Raw genomic sequence first — 24,355 nt, forward strand, 5'->3', positions numbered from 1 at the left:
CCGCATGGCCGGCCTGACCCCTGACACCCCAACTCCCGAAGCCCTGACCGTGCACGGCGCATCGCGCGTGCTGGAAGTGGCCTATTCCGATGGCGCAAGCTTTCGCATTCCCTTCGAGCTGCTGCGCGTGTACTCCCCCTCGGCCGAGGTGCAAGGCCATGGCCCGGGCCAGGAAGTGCTGCAGACCGGCAAGCGCGACGTGGCCATCACGGCCATCGAGCCCGTGGGCAACTACGCCATCAAGCCCTTCTTCAGCGACGGGCATGAAAGCGGCCTGTACACCTGGGAATACCTCTACGAACTGGGCCGCCGCCAGGACGAGTTCTGGGCGCAGTACCTGGACCGGCTACAGGAGTCCGGCATGGACCGCGACACGCCCATGCCCGGCAAGGCCGGCGGCGGCGGGCACGGCTGCGGCAGCCACTGACGCAGTACGCACGCAGGGGCAGGGGCGCGGCGTCTGCCGCGCCGTTCCCACAGCGCCACATTCAGGACCTTTGCACAGCACAGGGTTATTGGGGGTGGTGCTATATTAAAAATAGCTTGAAAGTCTTTGTTTGAAGGCGTTTCAAGCTGTTTGTTCTTGATAACCCTTGCCCGGCAAAGCCCGTGGCCACACGGGGTTGTCGCTGTACGCATTACTACTGCTTGCTTAGCATCGTTGTTATGAGCACCACACATTTCGGATTCCAGTCGGTGGACGAGCGCGAGAAGGCCAGCCGCGTGCGCGGCGTGTTCGACTCGGTCGCTTCGCGCTACGACGTCATGAACGACCTGATGTCGGGTGGTCTGCACCGTGCCTGGAAGGCCTATACGGTGATGGTGGCCAATCTCAAGGAAGGCGACAAGGCGCTGGACATCGCGGGCGGCACGGGCGATCTGGCCCTGGCCTTCTCCAAGAAGGTCGGCTCCACCGGCCAGGTGGTGCACACCGACATCAACGAAGCCATGCTGCGCGTAGGCCGGGACCGGCTGATCAACAAGGGCGTGATCCTGCCCACCATGGTCTGCGATGCCGAGGCCCTGCCGTTTCCGGACAACCATTTCGATCTGGTCAGCGTGGCCTTCGGCCTGCGCAACATGACGCACAAGGATGCGGCGCTCAAGGAAATGAACCGCGTCCTGCGCCCCGGCGGCAAGCTGCTGGTGCTGGAATTCTCCAAGGTGGCCAAGCCCCTGGAGAAAGCCTACGACTGGTACTCCTTCAAGATTCTTCCGGCCATGGGCAAGCTCGTGGCGGGCGATGACGCCAGCTACCGCTATCTGGCCGAGTCCATCCGCATGCACCCCGGCCAGGAAGATCTCAAGCGCCTGATGCAGGAATGCGGCTTCGGCCATGTGGACTATCACAACATGACGGGCGGCATTGCCGCGCTGCATGTGGGAATCAAGTGCTGAGCGCGTGAGGTGCTCGGTGAGGTGACGGCAACACGATTATTCGAGGAGATGACATGAAAAAGCTATGGTCTATGGTCTTGGTTGCGATGCTGGTGGTGGTCCACGGCACGGCCGACGCCAAGCGCATGGGCGGTGGCGGATCGGTGGGCAAGCAGTCGAGCAACGTGACGCAGCGTGAAGCCGCGCGCGCGCCGACACAGAACACGCCGCCGCAGAACGCCGCCACACAGAACGCTGCAGGCAAGCCGGCCACTGCACCGGCAGCTGCTCCCGCCAAGAAGCCCTGGGGCGCCATGCTTGGCGGCCTGGCCGCTGGCCTGGGCCTGGCCTGGCTGGCGAGCTCGTTGGGCCTGGGCGCCGCCTTCGGCCAGTTCCTGCTGATCGGCCTGCTGGCCCTGGTCATCATGGTGGTGGTGGGTATGGTCATGCGTTCGCGCCGTGCAGCGGCTGGCGCGCAGCAGGCATCGTCCAGCCCCTTTGCCTTCCAGAACGCAGCGCCTGCCGGTGCCGGCAATATCGGTGGCAACGTGGACAGCGCACCGCTGGCACGCCAGTACAACCCCGAGAAGGTCGGCAACGACGCATCGGCCCGTCCCTGGGAGCAGAACCATCAGCCGGCCGCCCTGGCTGCAGGCTCGGGCTCCGGCGTGCAGATCGGCTCGGCCCTGGCAGGCTCGCAGAACTGGGGTGTGCCTGAAGGCTTCGATACCGAGGGCTTCCTCACCGCTGCCAAGCGCAACTTCGTCACGCTGCAATCGGCCTGGGACCGCTCCGACATCGCGTCGCTGCGCGCCATGATGACCGACGAGATGCTGACCGAGATCCGTGGCCAGCTCAGCGAACGCGAGGCCCAGCGTCCCGGCCAGCCCAACCAGACCGACGTGGTCATGATCGACGCCCAACTGCTGGGCATCGAGGACCTGGGCAATGACTACATGGCCAGCGTGGAATTCTCGGGCATGATCCGCGAGGACGCCTCGGCAGGTCCCACACCCTTCCGCGAAGTCTGGAACATGACCAAGCCCAAGAGCGGCAGCAGCGGATGGCTGGTCGCCGGAGTCCAGGCATTGCAGTAATTCCTCTCACTTCGGGAATAATCGGGGACTATGGCAACACAGTCCCCTTTTTCTTTCCTGAACGGCCTCATGGAACGCGTGATGGCCGGCCCGCAACCGCCGCAATGGCTGGTCAGCGAGGTGCATCAGCGCATCGTGCTGTTCCTCAACCATGTGCTGATGCAGGAAAAGGAGGCCACCGAGCGCCTGGTGCGGCAAAAGGGCCGCGTGGCGCGCGTTCAGTGGCGCGGCTACTCCATGGCCCTGCAGATCACGCCGGCCGGCCTGTTCAACGTGGCGCCTGAAGACGCGCAACCCGATCTGCTGCTCGAAGTGACCGAGACCTCCGCACTGGCCCTGGCCCAGGTGGCCCTGCGCGGCGACAAGCCCTCCATCCGCATCGAAGGCGACGTGCAACTGGCCGCCGACATCAACTGGCTGGTGGACCACGTCGAATGGGATGTGGAGGAAGACCTCGCCCGCATCATCGGCGATGCGCCCGCGCACACCGTGGCCAAGGTGGCCCGCAGCGCTGCCCAGGCACTGCGCCAGTTCGTGGGCGCCCGCATGGCCGGCAAGCCCGATGCCGATGCCCCCGCCCCTGAAGCCGCACGTTCGGCAGCGCCCGCCAGCGCGCCCGTTGGTTCACCCGTGGTGTCCCTGCCCGGTTTCGAGAACGACAAGCCATGAGCCGGTTTCTTCGCGGGCTGACCATCCTCTGGGTGGTGTTCCGCTACGGACTCGACGAGCTGGTGCTGTCGAGCTTCGAGCATCCCTGGATGCGCCGCGCACGCGCGGTGCTCACCCTGGGCCGCCGGCTGGACAAGCCGCGCGGCCAGCGCCTGCGCGAGGCGCTGGAGGAACTGGGCCCCATCTTCGTGAAGTTCGGTCAGGTGCTGTCCACGCGCAGCGACCTGATGCCGCCCGACGTGGCCGAGGAGTTGGCCCGGTTGCAGGACCGCGTGCCGCCCTTCGATTCGCAGATTGCGGTGGACACCATAGAGCGTGCCTTCCGCAAGAAGCTGGACCAGATCTTCGTGAGCTTCGAGCGCGAGCCGGTGGCCAGTGCCTCCATCGCGCAGGTGCACTTTGCCGTGATCAGCGACCGCAACGGCGTGCAGCGCGATGTGGCCGTCAAGGTGCTGCGCCCGGGCATGAAGGCCGTGATCGACAAGGACCTGGCGCTCATGCACATGATGGCGCGCTGGGTCGAGCGCCTGTCGGCCGACGGCAAGCGCCTCAAGCCCCGCCAGGTCGTGGCCGAATTCGACAACTACCTGCACGACGAGCTGGACCTGATCCGCGAAGCCTCCAACGCCGCGCAGCTGCGCCGCAACATGGAAGGCCTGGACCTGGTACTGATCCCCGAGGTGTACTGGGATTTCTGCCGCAACGACGTGATGGTCATGCAGCGCATGAAGGGCGTGCCCATCAGCCAGGTCGAGCGCCTGCGCGAGGCCGGGGTCGACATCCCCAAGCTCGCACGCGACGGCGTGACCATCTTCTTCACCCAGGTGTTCCGCGACGGTTTCTTTCACGCCGACATGCACCCGGGCAACATCATGGTCAGCCTGGAGCCCGAGACCTTCGGGCGCTATATCTCGCTGGACTTCGGCATCGTCGGCACGCTGACCGAGTACGACAAGGAATACCTGGCGCAGAACTTCACGGCGTTCTTCCGTCGGGACTACAAGCGCGTTGCCGAGCTGCACATCGAAAGCGGCTGGGTGCCGCCGAGCACGCGCGTGGACGAGCTGGAAGCCGCCATCCGCGCGGTGTGCGAGCCGTATTTCGACCGTCCGTTGGCAGAGATCTCACTGGGCATGGTGCTGATGCGCCTGTTCCAGACCTCGCGCCGCTTCCATGTCGAGATCCAGCCGCAGCTGGTGCTGCTGCAAAAGACGCTGCTCAACATCGAAGGCCTGGGCCGCCAGCTGGACCCCAATCTGGACCTGTGGAGCACCGCCAAGCCCTTCCTCGAAAAATGGATGCTGGACCAGATGGGCCCGCAGCGGCTGTGGCGCGAGCTGCAGGCCGAGGCGCCGCGCTACGCCAAGCTCATTCCCGAGCTGCCGCGCCTGATCCATCGCCGGCTCACGCGCAACTCCGGCGAGCACGACGAACTGCTCAAGGAACTGCTGCAGCAGCAAAAGCTCACCAACCGCCTGCTTCAGGCCATCGTCAGCGCGGGCATAGGCTTTGTGATCGCGCTGATCCTGCTGCAACTGGTGGTGCGCCTGCGCTGGTACTGAGAACACCGACGGGTTTCAAGCCCTCTGACTTTTCCCACTTTGAATCAGGAGTGCCAGCGTGCTGCTCTCAATGGTGATCGCCTACCTGTTCGTGACCATAGCCATTGGCCTGTGGGCGGCCAGGCGGGTCAAGAACACGGCCGACTTTGCAATTGCCGGGCGCCATCTGCCCATGTACATGATCATCACCACCACGTTTGCCACGTGGTTCGGCTCGGAGATCGTGCTGGGCGTGCCCGCCAAGTTCATCGAGGGCGGCCTGCGCGGCGTGGTCGAGGACCCGTTCGGCGCGGGCATGTGCCTGATCCTGGTGGGCCTGTTCTTCGCGGGCAAGCTGTACCGCATGACGTTGCTGACCATCAGCGACTACTACCGCCACCGCTATGGCCGGTCCATCGAGATCGTCTGCTCGCTGATCATCATGCTCAGCTACCTGGGCTGGGTCTCGGCCCAGGTCACGGCCCTGGGCTTGGTGTTCAACCTGCTGTCGGGCGGCACGGTCAGCATTCCCGTGGGCATGGCCATCGGCGTGGTGTCCATCCTGGCCTATACGCTGTTCGGCGGCATGTGGTCGGTGGCGGTGACGGACTTCCTGCAGATGATCATCCTGGTCGTCGGCCTGGTGGTGCTGGCCTGGTTTGCCAGCGACATGGCTGGCGGTGCCGGCAAGGTCATCGACCTGGCCGTGAGCCGTGATCTGTTCCAGTTCTGGCCCGAGCCCAGCTGGCATGAAATCCTCTTCTTCTTTGGCGCGGCCATCACCATGATGCTGGGCTCCATTCCCCAGCAGGACGTGTTCCAGCGCGTGATGTCGGCCAACAGCGAAAAGGCCGCCACGCGCGGTACCGTCATCGGCGGCACGGCCTATATCTTCTTTGCCTTCGTGCCCATGTTCCTGGTGACCAGCGCGCTGATCATCATGCCGCGGGAGGCGGCGGAACTGCTCGGGCAGGACCCGCAGAAGGTGTTGCCCACCCTGGTCATGGACAAGATGCCCTTCGTCATGCAGGTGCTGTTCTTTGGCGCGCTGCTGTCGGCCATCAAGTCCTGTGCCTCGGCCACGTTGCTGGCACCCAGCGTGACTTTCACCGAGAACATCTGGCGCCAGTTCCGCACCCAGGCCAGTGACCGGGAAATGCTGCTGGCCATGCGCATCAGCGTGCTCGTCTTCAGCATCTGCGTGCTGGCCTACTCGATCAAGATGGAAGGAACGCCCATCTATGAGTTGGTCTCCAGCGCCTACCAGGTGCCGCTGGTCGGTGCCTTCGTACCCCTGGTCTTCGGGCTGTACTGGAAGCGCGCCACCACGCAGGGCGCCATTTGCGCCGTGGCACTGGGCATTGGCGTGTGGGTGGTCTTCATGGCCACGCCGGCTTTGCACGAGGCATTTCCGCAGCAATTGGCCGGACTGCTGGCGGCTGTGACGGGGATGTTGGCCGGGTCACTGGCACCCCAGTGGCTGGCCAATCGCAGCGCAGACATTCTTGAGTTCAGGCCCGAAAGGTAAACGCATGCCTGAATGTGACCTGGAAAACAATTGATCACAATTATCGATAGTTATTTTCTATAAAGTTGGCGCTTGGGATCATGGAGGTCCCAAGATGCTGACATGTGCGGTATGAAGCACAGATCCTGACAGTACGGCGGACCTCCGAAATCAAACGCTTGGGAGGAAGCACTGTCATGAGAACACTGGAACTGATTGCGAAGACTTGCCGGCTGAGGCTGCGGACTGCTGCCGGCGTCCGATTGCGATGGGGAGGGCTTGGAGGCGCCTTGCTTGTGCCAGCCCTGTGCGGCCAGGTGGCAATGGCTGCACCGAGGATCCCGGTCGCGCCGGTCATCGTCTGGAGCGAGGATTTCGAAAACCCGCAGACACCCCCCATCGCCATGGAGGGGCGGGATCTGCTGGCCTACAAGGGCGCGGACCCTGCGGGGCAGACGTACACCGCCGACCCCCTGTACCGGATGAGCGCCAACCAGTGCAATGGCATAGTCACGTCCTTCAGCCAGGATCCGAATTCGGCGGCCATGATTGCGGCGTGCGCTGTCCAGGGCAATTGGAACAGCCTGCAGCAGATGGCCGAGGTCGTCGGGCGCTATCAGGGCCAGAGTGCGGCGGCTGCACGCAACAATCACGTCATGGCAATGCTTACAGCGAATGGGACCTTTCCTGCTGGCGCAATTGCCTTTCGCACCGCCACCAATATTGCACAAAGTGCCAGCAGCAGATTTCTCACGGCCCGTACCGATGTGGTGGCGACCTTCTGCTCGTCGGGATTTACAGCCCCGCTGCTGCGTTTTTCTCTGATCAATGACGCTGGTACGGAACTGCCCATCTCCACGACCGCGATCAATCCATGCGTGGGTGGACAGTCATTCAATACAACCTCTATCGGTGTTTCCGGCCCCCAGACCGCTGTGGCCCAGACAGTGACCTCTCCCGGAGCCCTGCTCTTCAGCGGAGCTTCTGTCGGGTTTGTCCTGCACAACGACCAGACCAGTTTCATGGGCAACGATTCGTCGATCGACAACGCGCAGATCATCAACGTGACGCCGCAGCTGGACAAGGCCTTCTCGCCTGCCAGCATCCAACTCGGGCAGGTCTCCCGGTTGACCATGACCATCACCAATACGACCGATCTGCTGCGCAAGCAAGGCTGGTCGTTTACCGACAACCTGCCTGCAGGACTGGTTGTCGAGGGCAATGCCAGCACCACCTGCCCCGGCACGAACGTGCAGGCAGCAGCAGGTGGCAGTACCGTGACCGTGTCCAACGGAGACCTGGCCCAGGGTGCCGCCTTTTGCGAGGTGAGCCTCGACGTGCGTCCGACCGCGACAGGCAGCTTCACCAACGGTCCTTCCAACCTCTCCCTGATCGGCCTGAACCAGCCGGCCACACTGGTTGTGCTGGCGGTTGAGCCAACGGCCGACATGCAGGCCAGCACCATCACGCTTCCCACGACCATGACGGTGGGCGCACCAGTATCCGGCAGCTTCAGCTGCACCAATGCCGGCCCCAGTGAGGCCACGGCGGCCTCGTGCGTGATCTCCGGCCTGCCCGCCGGGGCGACCACGTCCTGCACACCCAGCGTTCCCACGGCCTCGCCATTGGCATCGGGCGGCAGCATTGCCTGCACGGTGCAGTTCACGCCCACCACAACGGGCACCATCGCGGCCTTGGTGACGGCGAGCAGCAGCACCGTGGATCCGGTGCCGGCCAACAACACCAAGGCACACCCCTTCAATCCCGTGGAGCGGGCCGACATGCAGGCCACCAGCGTCACGCTGCCGGCCACCGCCAACGTGGGTGTTCCCGTGAAGGGTTCTTTCGTCTGCACGAATGCCGGCCCCAATGCGGCGGCCTTTGCCAATTGTTCCATCGCAGGGCTGCCGGCAGATGCCAGCACCTCATGCACGCCTGCGGTGCCGACAGGCACGCCGCTGGCCTCTGGCGCAAGCATTGCCTGCACGGTGAGCTTCACGCCCACCACGCAGGGCAGCCTCACAGCCACCGTGACGGCGGTCAGTGGAACCACGGACCCGGAGCCGGCCAACAATTCGCGTGACCAGGAGTTGGTGGTTGCTGCCGCGTTGGCGCCGGAGCCGGTCCCCGCCACCGGGGTGCCTGCCCTGGTGCTGATGGGCCTGGCCGTCATGCTGGCGGGCCTGGGAACGCAGCGAGGCCGGGTACGGCGCTGAGCACGGATGCGGCAAGCCCCCGGCAGCGGGGGCGGTCGGGCCTGATGGAATGCCAGTCTCCGCGACTGGCATTTCTCATTGGAGGCCACCAGTTGCCGGCCCTGTACGCGCGCCTTGTGGCCTGCCCCGCCTGGGCCATTGGGCTTGAGACAGCCGCAGTATCGGACGGATGCCTATAATCGAAAGTTTTGCATCTTCCCTCGTATTAGCATTAGCGCCATGCCTATTTATGCATACAAGTGTGGCTCCTGCGGTCATGCCAAGGACGTGCTGCGGAAAATCTCGGATGCCCCGCTGACGACCTGTCCGGCCTGCGGGGCCGAGACCTTCTCCAAGCAGCTGACAGCTGCCGGCTTCCAGCTCAAGGGCTCGGGCTGGTATGCGACCGACTTCAAGAACAGCGGTGGCAAGAGCGCCGCCGCACCGGCTCCCGCAGCCGATGCTCCTGCCTCGGATACTTCTGCCGCACCAGCGGCAACTGCGTCCGCGCCCGCTGCGGCCCCTGCATCTGCCTCCGCGCCCGCAACGGCCCATTGATCAAGGCTTGCATTTCATGTCCGCTCTGCGCAAATGGCTGTTCGCCGGCCTGCTGGTGATCGTTCCGCTGGTGATCACGCTGGGCGTGCTCAACTGGATCATCGGCACGCTCGACCAGACGCTGACCATCCTGCCCGAGGCCTGGCATCCGGATCGGTTGCTGGGCTTCCATATCCCCGGCTTCGGTGTCGTGCTGACGCTGCTGATCCTGCTCGTGGTCGGTGCGGCGGCCAGCAACTTCATCGGCCGCAAGCTCGTGTCCTGGGGCGATGCGGTGGTCAGCCGCATTCCTGTGGTGCGCTCCATCTATTCCAGCGTCAAGCAGGTGTCCGATACCGTGTTCTCGGACAGCGGCAATGCGTTTCGCACCGCCGTGCTGGTGCAGTGGCCTCGTGAAGGCGTCTGGACCGTGGCCTTCGTCACTGGCTCGCCCAGCGGGGAGGTTGCCGCCTACCTGCGCGACGAATACCTGAGCGTCTTCGTGCCGACCACGCCCAACCCGACGGGCGGCTATTTCGTCATCGTTCGCAAGAGCGATTGCATCGAACTGGAAATGAGCGTGGATGCCGCGCTCAAGTACATTGTTTCCATGGGCGTGGTGACTCCACCGGATCTCGCAGTGCCCGCGGAACCCAAATAACAAACTGTCGCGCCCTTGCCGGGCGCAGGAAGCTTTTCATCATGGCCATGCGCTCCCACTACTGCGGTCTCGTGACCGAAGCCCTGATGGGCGAAACCGTTACCCTGTGCGGCTGGGTGAACCGTCGCCGCGACCATGGCGGTGTGATCTTCATCGACCTGCGCGACCGCGAAGGCTATGTGCAGGTGGTCTGCGATCCCGATCGCGCCGAGATGTTCAAGACCGCCGAAGGCCTGCGCAACGAGTTCTGCGTGCAGGTCAAGGGCCTGGTGCGCGCACGTCCCGAAGGCACGACCAACGACAAGCTCAAGAGCGGCCAGATCGAAGTGCTGTGCCATGAGCTGAACGTGCTCAACGCCTCGGTCACCCCGCCGTTCCAGCTGGACGACGAGAACCTGTCCGAGACCGTGCGCCTGACCAACCGCGTGCTGGACCTGCGCCGCCCCTACATGCAGCGCAACATGATGCTGCGCTACCGCACGGCCATCCAGGTGCGCAACTTCCTGGACAAGGAAGGCTTCATCGATATCGAAACGCCCATGCTGGGCAAGAGCACGCCCGAAGGCGCGCGCGACTACCTGGTGCCCAGCCGCGTGCACGACGGCGAGTTCTTCGCCCTTCCGCAGTCGCCCCAGCTGTACAAGCAGATGCTGATGGTGGCCGGCTACGACCGCTACTACCAGATCACCAAGTGCTTCCGCGACGAAGACCTGCGCGCCGACCGCCAGCCCGAGTTCACTCAGATCGACTGCGAGACCTCGTTCCTGGGCGAAGAGGAAATCCGCGCCATCTTCCAGCGCATGATCACCGAGGTCTTCAAGACCCAGCTGAACGTGGATCTGGGCGAGTTCCCGATGATGACGTACCAGGAAGCGGCCTTCCGCTTCGGCTCGGACAAGCCTGACCTGCGCGTCAAGCTCGAGTTCACCGAACTGACCGAGGTCATGAAGGACGTGGACTTCAAGGTGTTCTCCACGCCCGCCACGACCAAGGGCGGCCGCGTGGTGGCACTGCGCGTGCCCGGCGGCTCGCAGATCTCGCGCGGCGAGATCGACCAGTACACCGAATTCGTCAAGATCTACGGCGCCAAGGGCCTGGCCTGGATCAAGGTCAACGAAGTGGCCAAGGGCCGCGATGGCCTGCAGTCGCCCATCGTCAAGAACCTGCATGACGCGGCCCTTGCCGAAATCCTCAAGCGCACGGGTGCACAGGACGGCGACCTCATCTTCTTCGGCGCCGACAAGGAAAAGATCGTCAACGACTCCATCGGCGCGCTGCGCCTGAAGGTGGGCCACAGCGATTTCGGCAAGGCCAACGGCCTGTTCGAGGACCGCTGGGCGCCGCTGTGGGTGGTGGACTTCCCCATGTTCGAGCACGACGAGGAAAACGACCGCTGGGCGGCCGTGCACCACCCGTTCACCTCGCCCAAGGATGGCCACGAGGAACTCATGGTCACCGATCCGGGCAACTGCCTGGCCAAGGCCTACGACATGGTCCTGAACGGCTGGGAGCTGGGCGGCGGCTCGGTGCGTATCCACCGCGCCGACGTGCAGAGCAAGGTGTTTGACGCGCTCAAGATCTCGCCCGAAGACGCTCGCGCCAAGTTCGGCTACCTGCTGGACGCGCTGCAGTACGGCGCCCCCCCGCACGGCGGCCTGGCCTTCGGCCTGGACCGCCTGATCACGCTGATGACGGGCGCCGACTCCATCCGCGACGTGATCGCCTTCCCCAAGACGCAGCGCGCCCAGGACCTGCTGACGCAGGCACCTTCGCCCGTGGACGAAAAGCAGCTGCGCGAGCTCCACATCCGCCTGCGCAATCCGCTGGCGGCCACGCAGGGCTGAGGAGCAGGCTTCACGGCTTGACAGGAACGGCAGGAGCTGGCGCAGCTTCTGCCGTTTTTCTTTTTGCGGAGAGCTTTCATGCGTTTTCAAGGCATTGCATCGGTGGCGCTGGCGTTGGCGGTGTCGGCAGGGCTGGGCCTGTCCGGTTGCGGCGAGAAGAAGACCGAGCTGGGACAGGGCGGTTCGGAGATCACGGGCTCTGCCGGGCCGCTGGGGGCGAACAACGGGTCGCGCGAACTCGTGCGCTGCGATGCGCCCGTGGCCACGCTGGCCCTGGCCGAGAATCCCAACGGCTACGTCATGGGCTCGGGCTATCAGCTGCCGGCCTCGCCCGTTCCGCTGGTCAAGCTGCTGGCCCAGCAAAGCGGGTGCTTTCGCGTGGTGGACCGGGGAGCCGGCCTGCGCGGCACGGTGCAGGAGCAGGACCTGAAGAATGCCGGCGTGCTGCGCGAGAACTCCACGGTACGCAAGGGCCGGGGCTACGAGGCCCAGTACACGCTGACGCCCAGCCTGACCTTCAGCGAACAGGACGCGGGCCGCGGGCTGGCCGGCGTGGTCGCCATGATCCCGGTGCTGCGAGACATTGCAGGGCTGGCCGGCCTGGTCGAGCAGGTCAAATTCAAGGAGGCGCAGACCGCGCTGCTGCTGTCGGACAACGAAACCACCGAGCAGGTGGCCGCTGCCACGGGCGCAGCCCGCACCACCGATCTGGGCGTGGGCGGCATGGTGCTGGGCCGCCTGGGCGCTGCGGGCGCGGGCTGGAGCAATACCAACGAGGGCAAGGTCATCGCCGCTGCCTTTCTGGATGCGCACAACCAGCTGGTCTTCCAGGTGCGCGCGCTGCAGGCCAAGGAGCTGCTACCGCCGGTGGCCACCAAGGCTGGGCAGGGCAGGAGCTGAGGCCAGCCATGGCCGGCCACAAGATCCCCGAGTCGGTGCTGGTCGTCATCCACCGTGATGACGGCCAGGTGCTGCTGATGCGCCGCACCGCTGCGGCGCCTGAGGGCGGGGAGTTCTGGCAGTCGGTGACGGGCAGCAAGGACCATGAGGGCGAGTCCTGGCGTGAGACCGCGGTGCGCGAAGTGCGGGAAGAAACCGGCATCGATGCCGAGGCGCCCGGCTGCCTGCTGCAGGACTGGGCGCTGGAGAACATCTACACCATCTACCCTGCCTGGCAGCACCGCTATGCGCCCGGTGTATGGCACAACCGCGAGAGGGTTTTCGGGCTGCGGATTCCGTCCTACACCCCTGTGTTCTTGAATCCGAGGGAACATACCGCATCTGCTTGGCATCATTGGCGTGAGGCTGCCCAGCGCTGCTATTCACCGTCCAATGCGGAGGCCATCTTGCTGCTTCCACGTTTTTCCCCAACGAAGCCGGACTGAACCCTTCACCTGCGTTCCCGAACCGCCATGACTGAAAACGCGAATTCCCATCAGGTGGACCCCGGCCCGTCGATACTGCGCGTCGCGACCTACAACATCCACAAGGGCGTGCAGGGCATGGGTCCCGCGCGCCGCCTTGAAATCCACAACCTGGGCCACGCCGTGGAGCAGCTCGATGCCGACATCGTCTGCCTGCAGGAAGTGCGCAAGATGAACCACAAGGAGGCCGCGTACTTCGAGCGCTGGCCCCAGGTCTCGCAGGCGGAGTATCTGGCTCCCCTGGGCTATGAGGCCGTCTACCGCACCAACGCCTACACCCGCCACGGCGAGCACGGCAACGCGCTGCTGACCCGCTGGCCCGTGGTGGGCCACCAGCACGAGGACATCTCCGACCACCGCTTCGAGCAGCGTGGCCTGCTGCATGTGGAGGTGGAAGTGCAGAACCGGCGCGTGCACACCATCGTGGTGCACCTGGGGCTGATCCCCGGCAGCCGCGTGCGCCAGGTCTCCCAGCTCAAGCGCTTCATCGAGCGAGAGGTGCCGCCCGGCGCGCCCGTGGTGGTGGCTGGCGACTTCAACGACTGGGGTGGCCAGATCAAGCGCATGCTGGGCGGTTTCGGCCTGTACGAATACGACGAATTGCCCAGCGTGCCCACCTATCCCTCGCGCCTGCCGCTGGCCCAGCTGGACCACGTCTATGTGCGCGGCCTCACGCCGCTGGGCCTGCATGTGCCCAAGGGGCGCATCTGGTGGCGCATGTCGGACCATCTGCCGCTGATTGCGGAATTCCGCCTCTAGCCCTGGCCGCTCTGACACACGCCACTCTTTTGCTATTGAATTGATAGCTTTCGGGGCGGGCAGAACCTGCGTTTGGGTGGAAAATCCCTTGCGTGCCATGCTGCGGGTTTCGCTGTTACCATGCCAGCCATGTTCAGAGAACTCGTCGACATGAAACAAGACAGCCAGGCCGAGGGCACCCCCGTCTCGGTCAAGATCCGCGAACGACTGAAGCAGGCGCAAAAGCGCTTTCATGCGAACGACAACATCTCCGAATTCATCGAGCCCGGTGAACTCGAGCAGCTGCTCGACGAAGTCCAGGAAAAGATGCAGGGCGTGCTCGACAGCATGGTCATCGACACCACGCACGACCACAACACGCGCGCCACGGCGCGCCGCGTGGCCAAGATGTATGTCAACGAGGTGTTCCGGGGCCGCTACGTGGCGCAGCCCGCCATCACCGAATTCCCCAATGCCGAGCACCTCAACGAGCTGATGATCGTCGGCCCGATCACGGTGCGCAGCGCCTGCAGCCACCATCTGTGCCCGGTGATCGGCAAGATCTGGATCGGCGTGCTGCCCAACAAGAACACCAATGTCATCGGCCTGTCGAAGTACGCGCGGCTGGTGGACTGGATCATGGGCCGTCCCCAGATCCAGGAAGAGGCCATCATCCAGCTGGCCGACCTGATCCTCGACAAGACCCGCCCCGACGGCCTGGCCGTGGTCATGGAGGCTTCGCACTTTTGCATGTCCTGGCGCGGTGTGCGCGAGATGGACAGCAAGATGCTGAACTCCGTCATGCGCGGCGCCTTCCTCACCAACCCGGAACTGCGCCGCGAGTTCCTCTCGCTGGTGTCCAGCCGCAAGTAAATCCCCGGGGTGGCGTCCCCGGACGCCTCACACAACACCCCAGGCTGCGCAGTGCGCGGCCTTTTTTCTTTCCCGCGCCCCGCCCCGCTTTCCCCGGACCTGCCCATGTCGCTGCAAGCCTTTGCCCTGATCATCATTGCCGGCCTCATCCATGCCGGCTGGAACATCGTGGCCAAGAAGGCGGGCGGTGACTCGCGCTTTGCCTTCTTCACCTCGGTCATCATGATGGTGATCTGGGCGCCGCTGGGCTGGTGGGTGGGGCGCGATGTGGTGCCCACATGGGGCCGCAACGAATGGCTGGTGGTGCTGGCCAGCGGCCTGCTGCACGTGGCCTACTACGTGACCTTGCTGCGCGGCTACCGCAGCGCCGATCTCACCGTGGTCTATCCGCTGGCGCGCGGCTCGGGGCCGCTGCTGTCGTCCATGGTGGCCATCCTCTTTCTGGGTGAGCGGATTTCCTCGTTGGGCGTGCTGGGCATTGCCGGCGTGGTGGTCGGCGTCTTCCTGATCGCGGGAGGCCCCGGCCTGCTGCGCGCGCGCCATGATCCCGAAGCCCGCGAACGGCTCAGGATGGGCCTGTGGTACGGCCTGCTGACGGGCGCCTTCATCGCCAGCTACACCGTGGTGGACGGCTATGGCGTGAAGCTGCTGCTGATGTCGCCCATCCTCATCGACTACATGGGCAACTTCGTGCGCGTGTTCCTGCTGGCGCCCGTGGTGCTGCGCGACCTGCCCACGGCCCGGCATCTGTGGCGCGCGCAGTGGCGCTTCGCGGCCCTGGTGGCGCTGATCAGCCCCATCGCCTACGTGCTCGTGCTCTACGCCATGCAGGATGCGCCCATGTCGCACGTGGCGCCTGCGCGCGAAGTCTCCATGCTGTTCGCGGCGCTGATCGGCGGGCACATGCTGCGTGAAGGCGATCGCCTGGCACGCATTGCGGGCGCCGTGTGCATTGCCGTCGGTGTGACGGCGCTGGGCCTGGGCTGAGCACCATGGCGGCAATGCGGGTACTGGGCTGCGATTTCAGCAGCCGACCTACGGCGCGCAAGCCCATCACCATGGCCCTGGGCCGCCTGCTGGCTGGCGACACGGTGGTCCTGCAGGATTTGCTGGAGTTCGCCTCGCTGGACGCATGGGCCGCCTGGCTGGCCCGGCCTGCCGATTCGGCGCAGTCGGCCTGGGTGGGCGGTTTCGACCTGCCTTTTGCCCTGCCGCGCGAACTGGTGGAGCAGCTGGGCTGGCCCACGGAATGGGCGGCCTGCATGGACCACTATGCCGGCCTCACGCGCCAGGCCATACGCGAGCAGTTCAAGGCCTTTTGCGCGGCGCGGCCCGCAGGCGGAAAGTTCGCGCACCGGGCCACGGACGGGCCTGCCGGTGCCAGCCCTTCCATGAAATGGGTGAACCCGCCCGTGGCCTACATGCTGCATGCCGGGCTGCCCTTGCTGCGCGCGGCCGGCGTGCACCTGCCGGGCCTGCAGCCTCCCGGCAAAGGCGATGCGCGCCGCGTGGCGCTGGAAGCCTACCCGGGCATGCTGGCGCGCGCCGTGATCGGCCGCCTCAGCTACAAAAGCGACGAACCCGCACGGCAAACGCCCGAACGCCATCAGGCGCGCGTGCAATTGCTGGCGGCGCTGGAGCGCGGCGACAACCCGCTGGCGTTGCGCCTGCGTATCGACGCCGAAGAAACCCGCAACCAGTTGCTGGCGGACGGCAGCGGAGACCGGCTGGACGCCGCAATCTGCATGCTGCAGGCCGCCTGGGCCGCGGCCCGCCATGCGCAGGGCGATGCGCTCTACGGGTTGCCGCACGACCTGGACCCGCTGGAAGGCTGGATCGTCACGGCCCAGGCCTGATCTGCGCCGCACTGAAATACTCGAATCGGGAAGAGACAAGCGATGCCCACCTTTGAAACCTTGCTGGCCTTTTTCGGCGTGGCCGTGCTGCTGGGCCTGAGCCCGGGGCCTGACAACCTGTTCGTGCTCATGCAATCGGCCCAGCGCGGCTGGCGCGTGGGCCTGTGCGTGGTACTGGGCCTGTGCCTGGGGCTGGTGGTGCATACGGCGGCGGTTGCGCTGGGTTTGGCGGCACTGGTGGCTGCGTCGCCCCTGCTGTTCACCGCCATCAAGCTGTGCGGCGCCGCCTACCTGGCCTGGCTGGCCTGGGGTGCGCTGCGCGCCGTGGCCCGGCCGGGCGAGATGCCGCAGGCCGGCGCAGCCGACCCGCTGACCCCCGCACGAGCGCTGCGCTGGGTGGGGCGTGGCGTGGTGATGAACCTCACCAACCCCAAGGTGCTGATCTTCTTCCTGGCCTTTCTGCCGCAGTTCGCGGACCCCGCGCGCGGCGGCGTGGCCACGCAGGTGATGGTGCTGGGCTGCGTGTTCATGCTGGCGGCGCTGCTGGTGTTCGGTGCCATCGCATGCTGCTCGGGCTGGTTCGGCGTGCTGCTGCAGCGATCCGTGCGTGCGCAGAACTGGCTCAACCGCGTGGCCGGGCTGGTGTTCCTGGGCATGGCGGTGCGGCTGGCGCTGGTGCAGCGCTAGGGCCTGTTCACACTAATGCGGGGCCGTGGCACAGTCCCTCCATGCTTTTTCGCTCACGCCCCTTGGTGCCATGAGCAGCGGCGTCCTCATCCAACCCATGCCACAGACCACGGCCCACACCATTGCCATTGCCCAGGTCCTGCAGATCGTGCAGGGCGTGCAGCGCAATGGCATGGATGTGCCAGCCATCCTGCGCCGCGCCGGCATTGCGCCTGCTCTGCTGGATGCGCCGCTGTCGCGCGTGACCCAGGCGCAGTACGCGGCGCTGATCCGCGTGCTGCGCCGCGTCTGCCGCGACGAGCTGTGGGGCCTGTGCCGCCATCCGCTGCCCGTGGGCAGTTTTGCCCAGGCCTGCCGCACCATGCTGCCCTGCCGCACGCTGGGCGAGGCATTGCAGGCCGGGCTGCGTTTCTACCGCCTGGTGCTGCGCGACTTCGCGCCCCGGCTGCAGGTCGTGGACGGCGTGGCCCGCATCGCCATGGTGTCGCTGCGCGAGCGCGATGCGCCGCTGGCCTATGCCGAGCGGTCCTTCTGCTTTCTGGGCTATGGCGTCATGTCGTGGCTGGTGTCGCGCAGGATAGAGCTGACGGGCGTGTGCGCGCCGGCCGGCGCCAGCATGCCGTATGGCACGGAGGCGCAGCGCCTGTTCCTGGCGCCGCTGCAGCGCGACCGCGACTTCACGGGGCTGGAGTTCGATGCGCGTTGGCTGGAGCTGCCCGTGGTGCAGACCCCTGAGAGCCTGGCCGAATTCCTGGACCAGGCGGCCACGGGCCTGGTCATCCGCTACCGCGACCGCACGCGCCTGGGCGAGCGCATCCGCCGCCTGCTGCGCCGCGATCTGGCGGGCGAGCTGCCTTCGCTGGAGCAGGTCGGCGCCGCGCTGTCCATGACGCCGCAGACGCTGCGCCGCCGCCTGCGCGACGAAGGCCTGGGTTTCCAATCTCTCAAGGACGACCTGCGCCGCGACGCGGCCATCGAGCTGCTGAACCGGCCGGAGCTGACGCTGGCCGATATCGCCGCGCGCGTGGGGTTTGCCGAGGCCAGCACCTTCCACCGCGCCTTCAAGGGCTGGACCGGCCTGCCGCCGGGCGCCTACCGGCAGGCCCAGCATCGCGGCCGCTGATCTTTTTTGCCAATCATTTTGAGACGATCGGCGATTGGTGGCTGAAGGCCTGGTGGCCACACTGTCCATGGACCCTGCCACTGCGGCAGGGCACACCGCCCCGCCAACGAGGGCGGAGCACCGAAGGACAAGGAGACAAGCCATGGAATCGAGCCGACGCGGCTGCCTGCGGGCGGCGCTGGCATGCGCTGCCAGCGCCTCACTGGGTGCCGCCCTGGGAACGGCATCGCCGATCGCCTTTGCACAGCCGGCAGGCGGTGCCTACCCGTCCAAGCCGCTGCGCATGGTAATTCCCTACCCGGCAGGCGGCGGCACCGACATCATCGGGCGCATCATTGCCCAGCAACTGAGCCAGGCCTGGGGCCAGCCCGTGGTGGTGGAGAACCGGCCGGGCTCCAGCGGCATCATCGGCGGCGACGTGGTGGCCAAGTCGCCGCCAGACGGCTACACGCTGCTGCTGGGGATCACGGCCATGATCCAGTCGCCTGCGCTGTACGCCAGGATGCCCTATGACGTGCTCAAGGACTTTGCCCCCGTATCGCAGGTGGCCCTGTCCTCGGACCTGTTCGTGGTGCCGCGCGACGTGCCGGCCACGACGCTGCAGGAGTTCATCGCCCTGGTCAAGGCCCATCCGGGCAAGTACAGCAACGGCAACTACGGCAACGGCACCTCCTCGCACATGCATGGCGAGCTGCTGCGCGCCAGGGCCGGGCTGGACCTGGCGCTGATTCCCTACAAGGGCGCGGCGCCGCTGGTCAACGACGTGCTGGGCGGGCAGCTGTCGTCGGGCTTCATCGATGTGTCCTCGGCCAATGCGCACCTGAAGTCGGACAAGATCCGCATCCTGGCCATCACCGGCATGCAGCGCCACCCGGCGCTGCCCGAGGTGCCCACGTTTGCCGAGCTGGGCCTGGCCGGCTTCGAGGCCAATGGCTGGTTCGCCACCTTCGTGGCGGCGGGAACGCCGCGGCCCATCGTGGACCGGCTCTCGGCGGAGGTGCGGCGCATCGTGGCCACGCCCGAACTCAGCGGCCGCCTGGCCTCCATGGGCCTGCGCCCGGTGGGCAGCACGCCCGAGGAATTGGCCTCCGTCATGGCGCGCGACATGCCGCGCTGGGCGCGCATCGTGAAGGAGGCGGGAATCAGGCTGGAGTAGCCGATGCAGTCTGCGCCCGGTCCTGGCCCGACTGAACGGGCTGTGGCCAGGCGGGCTGGGGTGGGCGCAACTGCTCCAGCACCCGGCTGAGCCGGAGCACGCCCAGGTCGTCGAACCGGCGGCCTGCAATCTGCACGCCTATGGGCAGCTGCCCGTCATGCCCGCAGGGCACGGATGCGGCGGGCTGTTCGGACATGTTGTAGGGCACGGTAAAGGCAATGTGCTCCAGCGGCCGCAGCGGGTCGTTGGTGGGGCTGGGCAGGTGGGCCGGGAAAGCCGTGATGGGCGCCACGGGCGACAGCACATAGTCGTAGGCCGCCGTGGCCCGCACCGTGGCCGTGCGCAGAAGGTGCGACTGCTGGCTGGCCACGAACAGCTGCGTGGCTGTCAGTGGCGCGGCACTGTCGGCCCATTCGCGGATGAAGGGCAGGATCACGCGGCGCTGCGCATCCGTCAGCGACTGCATTTCCACATGTGATCGCATGCGCCAGAAATGGTCGAGGCCGTCGAGCATGTCGCGGGTGAGCCAGGGCTCGATGCGCTCGATGTGCGCGCCGGCCGATTCCAGCCAGGCCGCAGCCTGCTCCACCACGGCGCGCACGCGGGGCTGCAGGGGCAGGCCGCAGCCGGCATCCAGCAGCAGGCCTATGCGAAGGCCGCGCACCTGGGCAGGGTCCATGTCGAAGCTGTCCCATGCAATCTCCTGGTGCGGCAGGCCCATGCTGTCGCGTGCATCGGGCAGGGACAGCACCTGCATCATCAGCGCGGCGTCGGCCACGCTGCGGGTCATGGGACCTGCGCAGCGGCCGGTGTAGGGCGGGTCGATGGGCACGCGGCCCAGGCTGGGCTTGAGGCCGAAGATGCCGCACCAGCCCGCCGGCAGGCGGATGGAGCCGCCGATGTCCGTGCCCACGTGCAGCGGCCCGTAGCCGGCCGCCGCAGCGGCGCCCGCACCGGCGCTGGAGCCGCCCGGCGTCTTGTCCGGATCCCAGGGATTGAAGGTGTTGCCGTGCAGCGAGGACAGGCCGGAAGACAGCATGCCGTAGTCGGGCATGGTGGTCTTGGCGAAAAGGATGGCGCCCGCCTCGCGCAGGCGCGCTGCGGGTGGGGCATCCAGCGGGGCCGCGACCTGCGGCATGGCGGCCGTGCCCACGGGCGTGGGATCGCCGCGCGTGGCGATGTTGTCCTTGACCGTGGCGGGAACGCCGTCGAGCAGGCCGGCCGGCTCGCCGCGCAGCCAGCGGGCCTCGCTCTCGCGGGCCCGGGCCAGGGCGGCCTCGGGGCGCAGCAGGTAGGTGGCGTGCAGGGCTGGCTCCCAGCGCTGCACATGGGCCAGCAGGTCGTGCATGACCTCGACGGGCGAGAGGCTGCGGTCCCGGTAGGCGCGCAGCAGCGCATGGGCGGGCAGGTCGTGCAGGGCCTGTGTCGTTCCAGTCATCGCGGCTTCCTCGAAGATGGCGGTTCTTGCGGCAGATCTGGCGCAGTGTGGCCCGGTGCCACCGGCGCGCCTGTCGCCTGTGGCTCAGCCTGTGCGCGGTTCAGGTGGCCCAGGACAGTGCGGAGAGATCGTTGACGAAGACGGGCATGTCCTTCCACAGTCCGCGCAGGTTCTTGTTGGCCACGGTGACCCATTGCGGCGTGTAGAGGAAGGCATGCACGCAATCCTGCGCCAGCAGGCGCTGCGCATCGCCCAGCAGGCGCGAGCGGTCGGCGGGGCGCGAGGCGTTCTTGATCTTGTCGTACAGCTCGTTGAACTGGGACGACTGGTAGCCCCAGTAGTAGTCGGGCTTGGCGAAGTTGCCCAGGTCGAAGGGCTCGACATGGGAGATCAGCGTCAGGTCGTAGTTCTTGAGGGTGTAGGTGCCCGACAGCCACTGCGCCCATTCGACGTTCTGCAGCTTGGCGCGGATGCCGATCTTGGCCAGCTGCGCGGCAATCACCTCGCCGCCCTGGCGCGCGTAGGGCGTGGGCGGCAGGGTCATGGTCAGCTCCAGCGGCGTCTTGACGCCGGCCTCGGCCAACAGCGCCTTGGCCTTTTCCACGTCGAAGGGGTTGATGCCCGTGGTGTCCACGTAGCCGAAGGCCGTGGGCACGTAGTAGCTGCCAATGGGCAGGCCGTAGCCGTCGCCCGCGCCGTCGATGACGGCCTTGCGGTCGATGGCGGCGGCGATGGCGCGGCGCACCCGCGCATCGTTCAAGGGCTTGCGCGCGTTGTTCATGGCCAGGATGGTCTTGGCCCGCGAGCCGCTGACCACGACCTGGAAGCGCCCGTTGGCCTTGAACTGGGCCACGCTGCGCGGCGTGACGCGCGGGAAGGCGTCGACATCGCCGGCCAGCAGTGCGGCCACCTGGGCTGCAGGGTCGGAGATGAAGCGGAAGGTGGCACGGCGAATGCGCAGGCCGGGGGCCGTGCGGTACCGGGGCCAGGCCGTGAGCGTGACCGAGGCGCCCTTGTTCCAGTTGCCCAGCTGGTAGGGGCCCGTGCCCACGGGGCGCGTGGCGTTGGTGGCAGCGCTCTTGGGCTCCACGATGATGGAGGTCGCCTGCCCCAGCACGAAGAGGAAGTCGGGGTCGATGTCCTTGTTGGTGACGACTACCGTGTGGTCATCCACCACGCGCGTGGACAGGGCGGCGAAGGTGCGCTTGTCCTTGTTGGTGCTCTTGTCGTCGCCCGCGCGGTCGAAGGAGTACTTCACGCTGTGGGCGTTGCAGGGCTCGCCGTTCTGGAAACTCACACCCTTGCGCAGGCGGAAGGTGTAGGTCTTGAGGTCGGGCGAGACCTCCCAGCTTTCGGCCAGCAGCGGGGAGACGCTGCCGTCCGGATTGATCTTGGTCAGCGTCTCGAACAGGTTGTAGAGCACGATCTCGCCAATGGACGATGCGGCGCCGGCCGTGGGGTCCAGCCCCGGCGGCTCCAGCGTCATCGCCAGCGTGACACTGTCCTTGCGGCCCTGGGCCAGCGCAGGCCAGGGCATCAGCAGGGGCAGGCCGGCAGCAGCGGAGCTGGCCAGCAGGGAACGGCGATTGAACATGAACAGGTCTCCGGAAATTCTTGCAGATGGGTCATGGGCCGCTGGCTGCGGCCTGCAGCAGTGTTTTTACACCAGCGCGCGCGTGCGCGTGGCCATGAGGGCCCGGTCCGCTCCGGTGGTTGTCAGCTTTCGGCTTTCAGGCTCGGTGCTGCAGGGCGATGCGTGGCACGGCCCGTACCAGGGCCTGGGTGTAGGGATGCTGCGGGGCGTGGAACAGTTGCTGCGGAGCCCCGCGCTCGACGATGCGGCCTTCGCTCAGCACGATGGCGTCGTCGCACAGGTGCTGGACCACGGCCAGGTCGTGGCTGATGAACAGGTAGGACAGGCCCAGCTGCTGCTGCAGATCGCGCAGCAGGTTCAGTACCTGGGCCTGCACCGAGACGTCGAGGGCGCTCACGGGCTCATCGGCCACGATGAGGCGGGGTCGCGTGACCAGGGCGCGTGCAATGGCGATGCGCTGGCGCTGGCCGCCCGAGAATTCATGCGGGTACTTGTCCAGGTCCTGCACGCGCAGCCCAACCTGCTCCAGCGTGGCGCGGGCCAGGTCGCGCCGGGCTGCGCGCTCGGGCGGTGCAGGCTGGGCGGTCAGGGGCTCGCAGACGATGTGTTCCACCGTCATGCGCGGGTCCAGCGAACCGTAAGGATCCTGGAACACCATCTGGAAATCGCGGCGCGCCATGCGCAGTGCCTGGTTGCCGAGCCGGTGCAGATCCTGGCCCAGCAGCTGCACGCTGCCGGCGCTGGGAGTGTCCAGCGCCATGACCAGGCGTGCCAGCGTGGACTTGCCGGAACCCGACTCGCCCACCACGCCCAGGCTGCGCCCCGCCGTCAGCGTGAAATCCACGCCGCGCAGCGCATGCACCTGCTCCGGCGCACGCCACAACGAGCGGCGTGGCAGCCGGTAGCTGCGGGCCAGGTCCGTCACCTGCAGCAGGGGCGGCTCGGCAGCGGCCGGTGCCTGGCGGTCGTGCTCCGTCATGTGCTACGGCCCTGCGTATGCATGCCCGGCGCAATGGCCTCGGAGCGCAGGCAGCGCACCACATGCGGCTGTGCCCAGGCCTGCAGGGCAGTGGGCATGGGCCGCTGCGGGCGCTCCAGCACCAGGGCGCGCGGGCGCTCGCTGTGGCAGGTGGGCTCGGTATAGCTGCAGCGGCCCGCGAAGGCGCAGCCGGCTGGCAGGTCCACCAGCTCGGGCACGGTGCCGGCAATGGTGGGCAACCGCGCCGGCGGCTGGTGGCCTGGTCCCGAAGGCTCCAGCTGCGGCCTGGCGGCGAACAGGCCGCGCGTGTAGGGATGGGCGCGGCGCGCGAAGATGGCCTCGGTCATGCCGCTTTCGACCACGGTGCCGCCGTACATCACCTGCAACTGCTCCACGTTTTGCGCGATCACTCCCAGATCGTGCGAGATCAGCAGCAAGGCCATGGAGTGCTCTGCCACCAGTTCCTGCAGCAGATCCAGGATTTGCTGCTGCACGGTCACGTCCAGCGCCGTGGTAGGTTCGTCGGCGATCAGCAGGTCGGGCCCGCAGGCCAGGGCCATGGCGATGGTGATGCGCTGGCGCTGGCCGCCCGAGAACTGGTGCGGATAGTCATCAAAGCGCTGGGCTGCGCGGGCAATGCCCACGCGCTCCAACAGGGCCACTGCGCGCTCGCGCGCGGCCTGGCGGCCCAGGCGCTGGTGGTGGCGCAGCGGCTCGGCCACCTGGCGGCCGATGCCGTGCACGGGGTTGAGGGCCGTCATGGGCTCCTGAAACACCATGGCCATGCGGTTGCCGCGCAGGCGGCACAGCGCGCGCTCGTCCATGTCCAGCAGCTCCTGGCCGTTGAGCCGGATGCTGCCGTCCACCTGCGCATGCTCCGGCAGCAGGCCCATCAGCGCCAGGGCGGTCAGCGACTTGCCGCAGCCCGACTCGCCGATCAGGCCCAGCGTGGCGCCGCGCTCCAGGATGAATTCCAGGTTCTGCACGGCACGCGCGCGGCCGCGCGGGGTCTGCAAGGTGATGGTGAGGCCGGAGACTTCGAGCAGGGGCATGGGCGCG

General features: G+C 66.7%; 23 protein-coding genes. 19 read left to right on the forward strand and 4 right to left on the reverse strand.

The annotated features are described in order from the left end of the window. Positions 1–4 precede the first annotated feature (4 nt). The 19 genes from ACRSCF_RS05925 (at position 5) to ACRSCF_RS06015 (ending at position 19,285) form a co-directional block, all read left to right on the forward strand. On the forward strand, positions 5–427 hold the full coding sequence (locus ACRSCF_RS05925; RefSeq protein ID WP_047217082.1) for a gamma-butyrobetaine hydroxylase-like domain-containing protein: 423 nt from the start codon (positions 5–7) through the stop codon (positions 425–427). Positions 428–666: 239 nt separating this feature from the next. Further along, complete coding sequence (gene ubiE / locus ACRSCF_RS05930) at positions 667–1,398, forward strand: bifunctional demethylmenaquinone methyltransferase/2-methoxy-6-polyprenyl-1,4-benzoquinol methylase UbiE (RefSeq protein ID WP_034364056.1); 732 nt, start codon at positions 667–669, stop codon at positions 1,396–1,398. Positions 1,399–1,451: 53 nt separating this feature from the next. Further along, positions 1,452–2,474, forward strand: a complete 1,023-nt coding sequence (locus ACRSCF_RS05935) for a Tim44 domain-containing protein (protein WP_016445672.1) — start codon at positions 1,452–1,454, stop codon at positions 2,472–2,474. Between the two features lie 30 nt (positions 2,475–2,504). Next, the gene (locus ACRSCF_RS05940) at positions 2,505–3,143 is read left to right on the forward strand and encodes a ubiquinone biosynthesis accessory factor UbiJ (RefSeq protein ID WP_026062830.1); all 639 of its coding nucleotides are present in this window, start codon (positions 2,505–2,507) and stop codon (positions 3,141–3,143) included. Further along, positions 3,140–4,705, forward strand: a complete 1,566-nt coding sequence (gene ubiB, locus ACRSCF_RS05945) for a ubiquinone biosynthesis regulatory protein kinase UbiB (protein WP_016445674.1) — start codon at positions 3,140–3,142, stop codon at positions 4,703–4,705. Before ACRSCF_RS05940 ends, ubiB begins: the two co-directional genes overlap by 4 nt. Positions 4,706–4,763: 58 nt before the next feature. Continuing rightward, positions 4,764–6,212: a sodium:solute symporter family protein gene (locus tag ACRSCF_RS05950; RefSeq protein WP_034364059.1), complete on the forward strand. Its 1,449-nt coding sequence runs from the start codon at positions 4,764–4,766 to the stop codon at positions 6,210–6,212. 176 nt (positions 6,213–6,388) lie between these two features. Further along, positions 6,389–8,407, forward strand: coding sequence for a hypothetical protein (locus tag ACRSCF_RS05955; protein ID WP_244387863.1), 2,019 nt, complete (start codon positions 6,389–6,391; stop codon positions 8,405–8,407). Positions 8,408–8,626: 219 nt separating this feature from the next. Next, entirely contained in the window at positions 8,627–8,944 is a 318-nt protein-coding gene (locus ACRSCF_RS05960; protein WP_016445677.1) for an FmdB family zinc ribbon protein, read from the forward strand. Between the two features lie 16 nt (positions 8,945–8,960). Further along, positions 8,961–9,584 (forward strand): DUF502 domain-containing protein, encoded by a 624-nt coding sequence (locus ACRSCF_RS05965; RefSeq protein ID WP_016445678.1) that lies wholly within the window; start codon positions 8,961–8,963, stop codon positions 9,582–9,584. A gap of 41 nt (positions 9,585–9,625) precedes the next feature. Continuing rightward, the gene (gene aspS / locus ACRSCF_RS05970; RefSeq protein WP_016445679.1) at positions 9,626–11,428 is read left to right on the forward strand and encodes an aspartate--tRNA ligase; all 1,803 of its coding nucleotides are present in this window, start codon (positions 9,626–9,628) and stop codon (positions 11,426–11,428) included. A 78-nt stretch (positions 11,429–11,506) separates the two neighbouring features. Further along, the gene (locus ACRSCF_RS05975) at positions 11,507–12,328 is read left to right on the forward strand and encodes a curli production assembly/transport component CsgG (protein ID WP_034364061.1); all 822 of its coding nucleotides are present in this window, start codon (positions 11,507–11,509) and stop codon (positions 12,326–12,328) included. Between the two features lie 8 nt (positions 12,329–12,336). Beyond that, a complete protein-coding gene (gene nudB / locus ACRSCF_RS05980) occupies positions 12,337–12,813 on the forward strand; it encodes a dihydroneopterin triphosphate diphosphatase (protein ID WP_046241037.1) in 477 nt (158 codons plus the stop codon). A gap of 27 nt (positions 12,814–12,840) precedes the next feature. Further along, the gene (locus ACRSCF_RS05985) at positions 12,841–13,611 is read left to right on the forward strand and encodes an endonuclease/exonuclease/phosphatase family protein (RefSeq protein WP_016445682.1); all 771 of its coding nucleotides are present in this window, start codon (positions 12,841–12,843) and stop codon (positions 13,609–13,611) included. A 129-nt stretch (positions 13,612–13,740) separates the two neighbouring features. After that, positions 13,741–14,463 carry a GTP cyclohydrolase I gene (gene folE / locus ACRSCF_RS05990; RefSeq protein WP_016445683.1) on the forward strand — a complete coding sequence of 241 codons (723 nt, stop codon included), beginning with the start codon at positions 13,741–13,743 and terminating at the stop codon, positions 14,461–14,463. Between the two features lie 105 nt (positions 14,464–14,568). Beyond that, complete coding sequence (locus tag ACRSCF_RS05995) at positions 14,569–15,450, forward strand: EamA family transporter (protein ID WP_016451038.1); 882 nt, start codon at positions 14,569–14,571, stop codon at positions 15,448–15,450. A gap of 14 nt (positions 15,451–15,464) precedes the next feature. Next, on the forward strand, positions 15,465–16,319 hold the full coding sequence (locus ACRSCF_RS06000) for a DUF429 domain-containing protein (RefSeq protein ID WP_017406292.1): 855 nt from the start codon (positions 15,465–15,467) through the stop codon (positions 16,317–16,319). 42 nt (positions 16,320–16,361) lie between these two features. Then, positions 16,362–17,006 carry a LysE family translocator gene (locus ACRSCF_RS06005; protein ID WP_016445686.1) on the forward strand — a complete coding sequence of 215 codons (645 nt, stop codon included), beginning with the start codon at positions 16,362–16,364 and terminating at the stop codon, positions 17,004–17,006. Between the two features lie 97 nt (positions 17,007–17,103). Beyond that, entirely contained in the window at positions 17,104–18,129 is a 1,026-nt protein-coding gene (locus ACRSCF_RS06010) for an AraC family transcriptional regulator (RefSeq protein WP_244387864.1), read from the forward strand. Between the two features lie 142 nt (positions 18,130–18,271). After that, the gene (locus ACRSCF_RS06015; RefSeq protein WP_034364067.1) at positions 18,272–19,285 is read left to right on the forward strand and encodes a Bug family tripartite tricarboxylate transporter substrate binding protein; all 1,014 of its coding nucleotides are present in this window, start codon (positions 18,272–18,274) and stop codon (positions 19,283–19,285) included. On the opposite strand, the gene ACRSCF_RS06020 is transcribed toward ACRSCF_RS06015, so the two are convergent. From ACRSCF_RS06020 to ACRSCF_RS06035, 4 genes are all read right to left on the reverse strand, one after another. Then, positions 19,272–20,723, reverse strand: coding sequence for an amidase (locus ACRSCF_RS06020; protein ID WP_034364069.1), 1,452 nt, complete (start codon positions 20,721–20,723; stop codon positions 19,272–19,274). The genes ACRSCF_RS06015 and ACRSCF_RS06020 overlap by 14 nt on opposite strands. A 100-nt stretch (positions 20,724–20,823) precedes the next feature. After that, positions 20,824–22,317, reverse strand: coding sequence for an ABC transporter substrate-binding protein (locus ACRSCF_RS06025; RefSeq protein WP_034364072.1), 1,494 nt, complete (start codon positions 22,315–22,317; stop codon positions 20,824–20,826). 136 nt (positions 22,318–22,453) lie between these two features. Beyond that, positions 22,454–23,296, reverse strand: a complete 843-nt coding sequence (locus tag ACRSCF_RS06030; protein WP_034364074.1) for an ATP-binding cassette domain-containing protein — start codon at positions 23,294–23,296, stop codon at positions 22,454–22,456. Next, entirely contained in the window at positions 23,293–24,348 is a 1,056-nt protein-coding gene (locus ACRSCF_RS06035) for an ABC transporter ATP-binding protein (RefSeq protein ID WP_047326556.1), read from the reverse strand. Before ACRSCF_RS06035 ends, ACRSCF_RS06030 begins: the two co-directional genes overlap by 4 nt. Positions 24,349–24,355: the final 7 nt, after the last annotated feature.

The organism is Delftia sp. 11MD (assembly GCF_050907895.1).
In the GTDB taxonomy this organism is placed as follows: domain Bacteria; phylum Pseudomonadota; class Gammaproteobacteria; order Burkholderiales; family Burkholderiaceae_C; genus Comamonas; species Comamonas tsuruhatensis.

Coding starts and splice junctions, on each gene's coding strand:
- ACRSCF_RS06020 (WP_034364069.1), bottom strand. CDS start 20,723: ATGACTGGAACGACACAGGCCCTGCACGACCTGCCCGCCCATGCGCTG.
- ACRSCF_RS06035 (WP_047326556.1), bottom strand. CDS start 24,348: ATGCCCCTGCTCGAAGTCTCCGGCCTCACCATCACCTTGCAGACCCCG.
- folE (WP_016445683.1), top strand. CDS start 13,741: ATGTTCAGAGAACTCGTCGACATGAAACAAGACAGCCAGGCCGAGGGC.
- ACRSCF_RS05995 (WP_016451038.1), top strand. CDS start 14,569: ATGTCGCTGCAAGCCTTTGCCCTGATCATCATTGCCGGCCTCATCCAT.
- ACRSCF_RS06010 (WP_244387864.1), top strand. CDS start 17,104: ATGCCACAGACCACGGCCCACACCATTGCCATTGCCCAGGTCCTGCAG.
- ACRSCF_RS06015 (WP_034364067.1), top strand. CDS start 18,272: ATGGAATCGAGCCGACGCGGCTGCCTGCGGGCGGCGCTGGCATGCGCT.
- ACRSCF_RS05955 (WP_244387863.1), top strand. CDS start 6,389: ATGAGAACACTGGAACTGATTGCGAAGACTTGCCGGCTGAGGCTGCGG.
- ACRSCF_RS05925 (WP_047217082.1), top strand. CDS start 5: ATGGCCGGCCTGACCCCTGACACCCCAACTCCCGAAGCCCTGACCGTG.
- ACRSCF_RS05965 (WP_016445678.1), top strand. CDS start 8,961: ATGTCCGCTCTGCGCAAATGGCTGTTCGCCGGCCTGCTGGTGATCGTT.
- ACRSCF_RS05935 (WP_016445672.1), top strand. CDS start 1,452: ATGAAAAAGCTATGGTCTATGGTCTTGGTTGCGATGCTGGTGGTGGTC.
- ACRSCF_RS06025 (WP_034364072.1), bottom strand. CDS start 22,317: ATGTTCAATCGCCGTTCCCTGCTGGCCAGCTCCGCTGCTGCCGGCCTG.
- nudB (WP_046241037.1), top strand. CDS start 12,337: ATGGCCGGCCACAAGATCCCCGAGTCGGTGCTGGTCGTCATCCACCGT.
- aspS (WP_016445679.1), top strand. CDS start 9,626: ATGGCCATGCGCTCCCACTACTGCGGTCTCGTGACCGAAGCCCTGATG.
- ACRSCF_RS05975 (WP_034364061.1), top strand. CDS start 11,507: ATGCGTTTTCAAGGCATTGCATCGGTGGCGCTGGCGTTGGCGGTGTCG.
- ubiE (WP_034364056.1), top strand. CDS start 667: ATGAGCACCACACATTTCGGATTCCAGTCGGTGGACGAGCGCGAGAAG.
- ACRSCF_RS05940 (WP_026062830.1), top strand. CDS start 2,505: ATGGCAACACAGTCCCCTTTTTCTTTCCTGAACGGCCTCATGGAACGC.
- ACRSCF_RS06005 (WP_016445686.1), top strand. CDS start 16,362: ATGCCCACCTTTGAAACCTTGCTGGCCTTTTTCGGCGTGGCCGTGCTG.
- ACRSCF_RS05985 (WP_016445682.1), top strand. CDS start 12,841: ATGACTGAAAACGCGAATTCCCATCAGGTGGACCCCGGCCCGTCGATA.
- ACRSCF_RS05960 (WP_016445677.1), top strand. CDS start 8,627: ATGCCTATTTATGCATACAAGTGTGGCTCCTGCGGTCATGCCAAGGAC.
- ubiB (WP_016445674.1), top strand. CDS start 3,140: ATGAGCCGGTTTCTTCGCGGGCTGACCATCCTCTGGGTGGTGTTCCGC.
- ACRSCF_RS06000 (WP_017406292.1), top strand. CDS start 15,465: ATGCGGGTACTGGGCTGCGATTTCAGCAGCCGACCTACGGCGCGCAAG.
- ACRSCF_RS06030 (WP_034364074.1), bottom strand. CDS start 23,296: ATGACGGAGCACGACCGCCAGGCACCGGCCGCTGCCGAGCCGCCCCTG.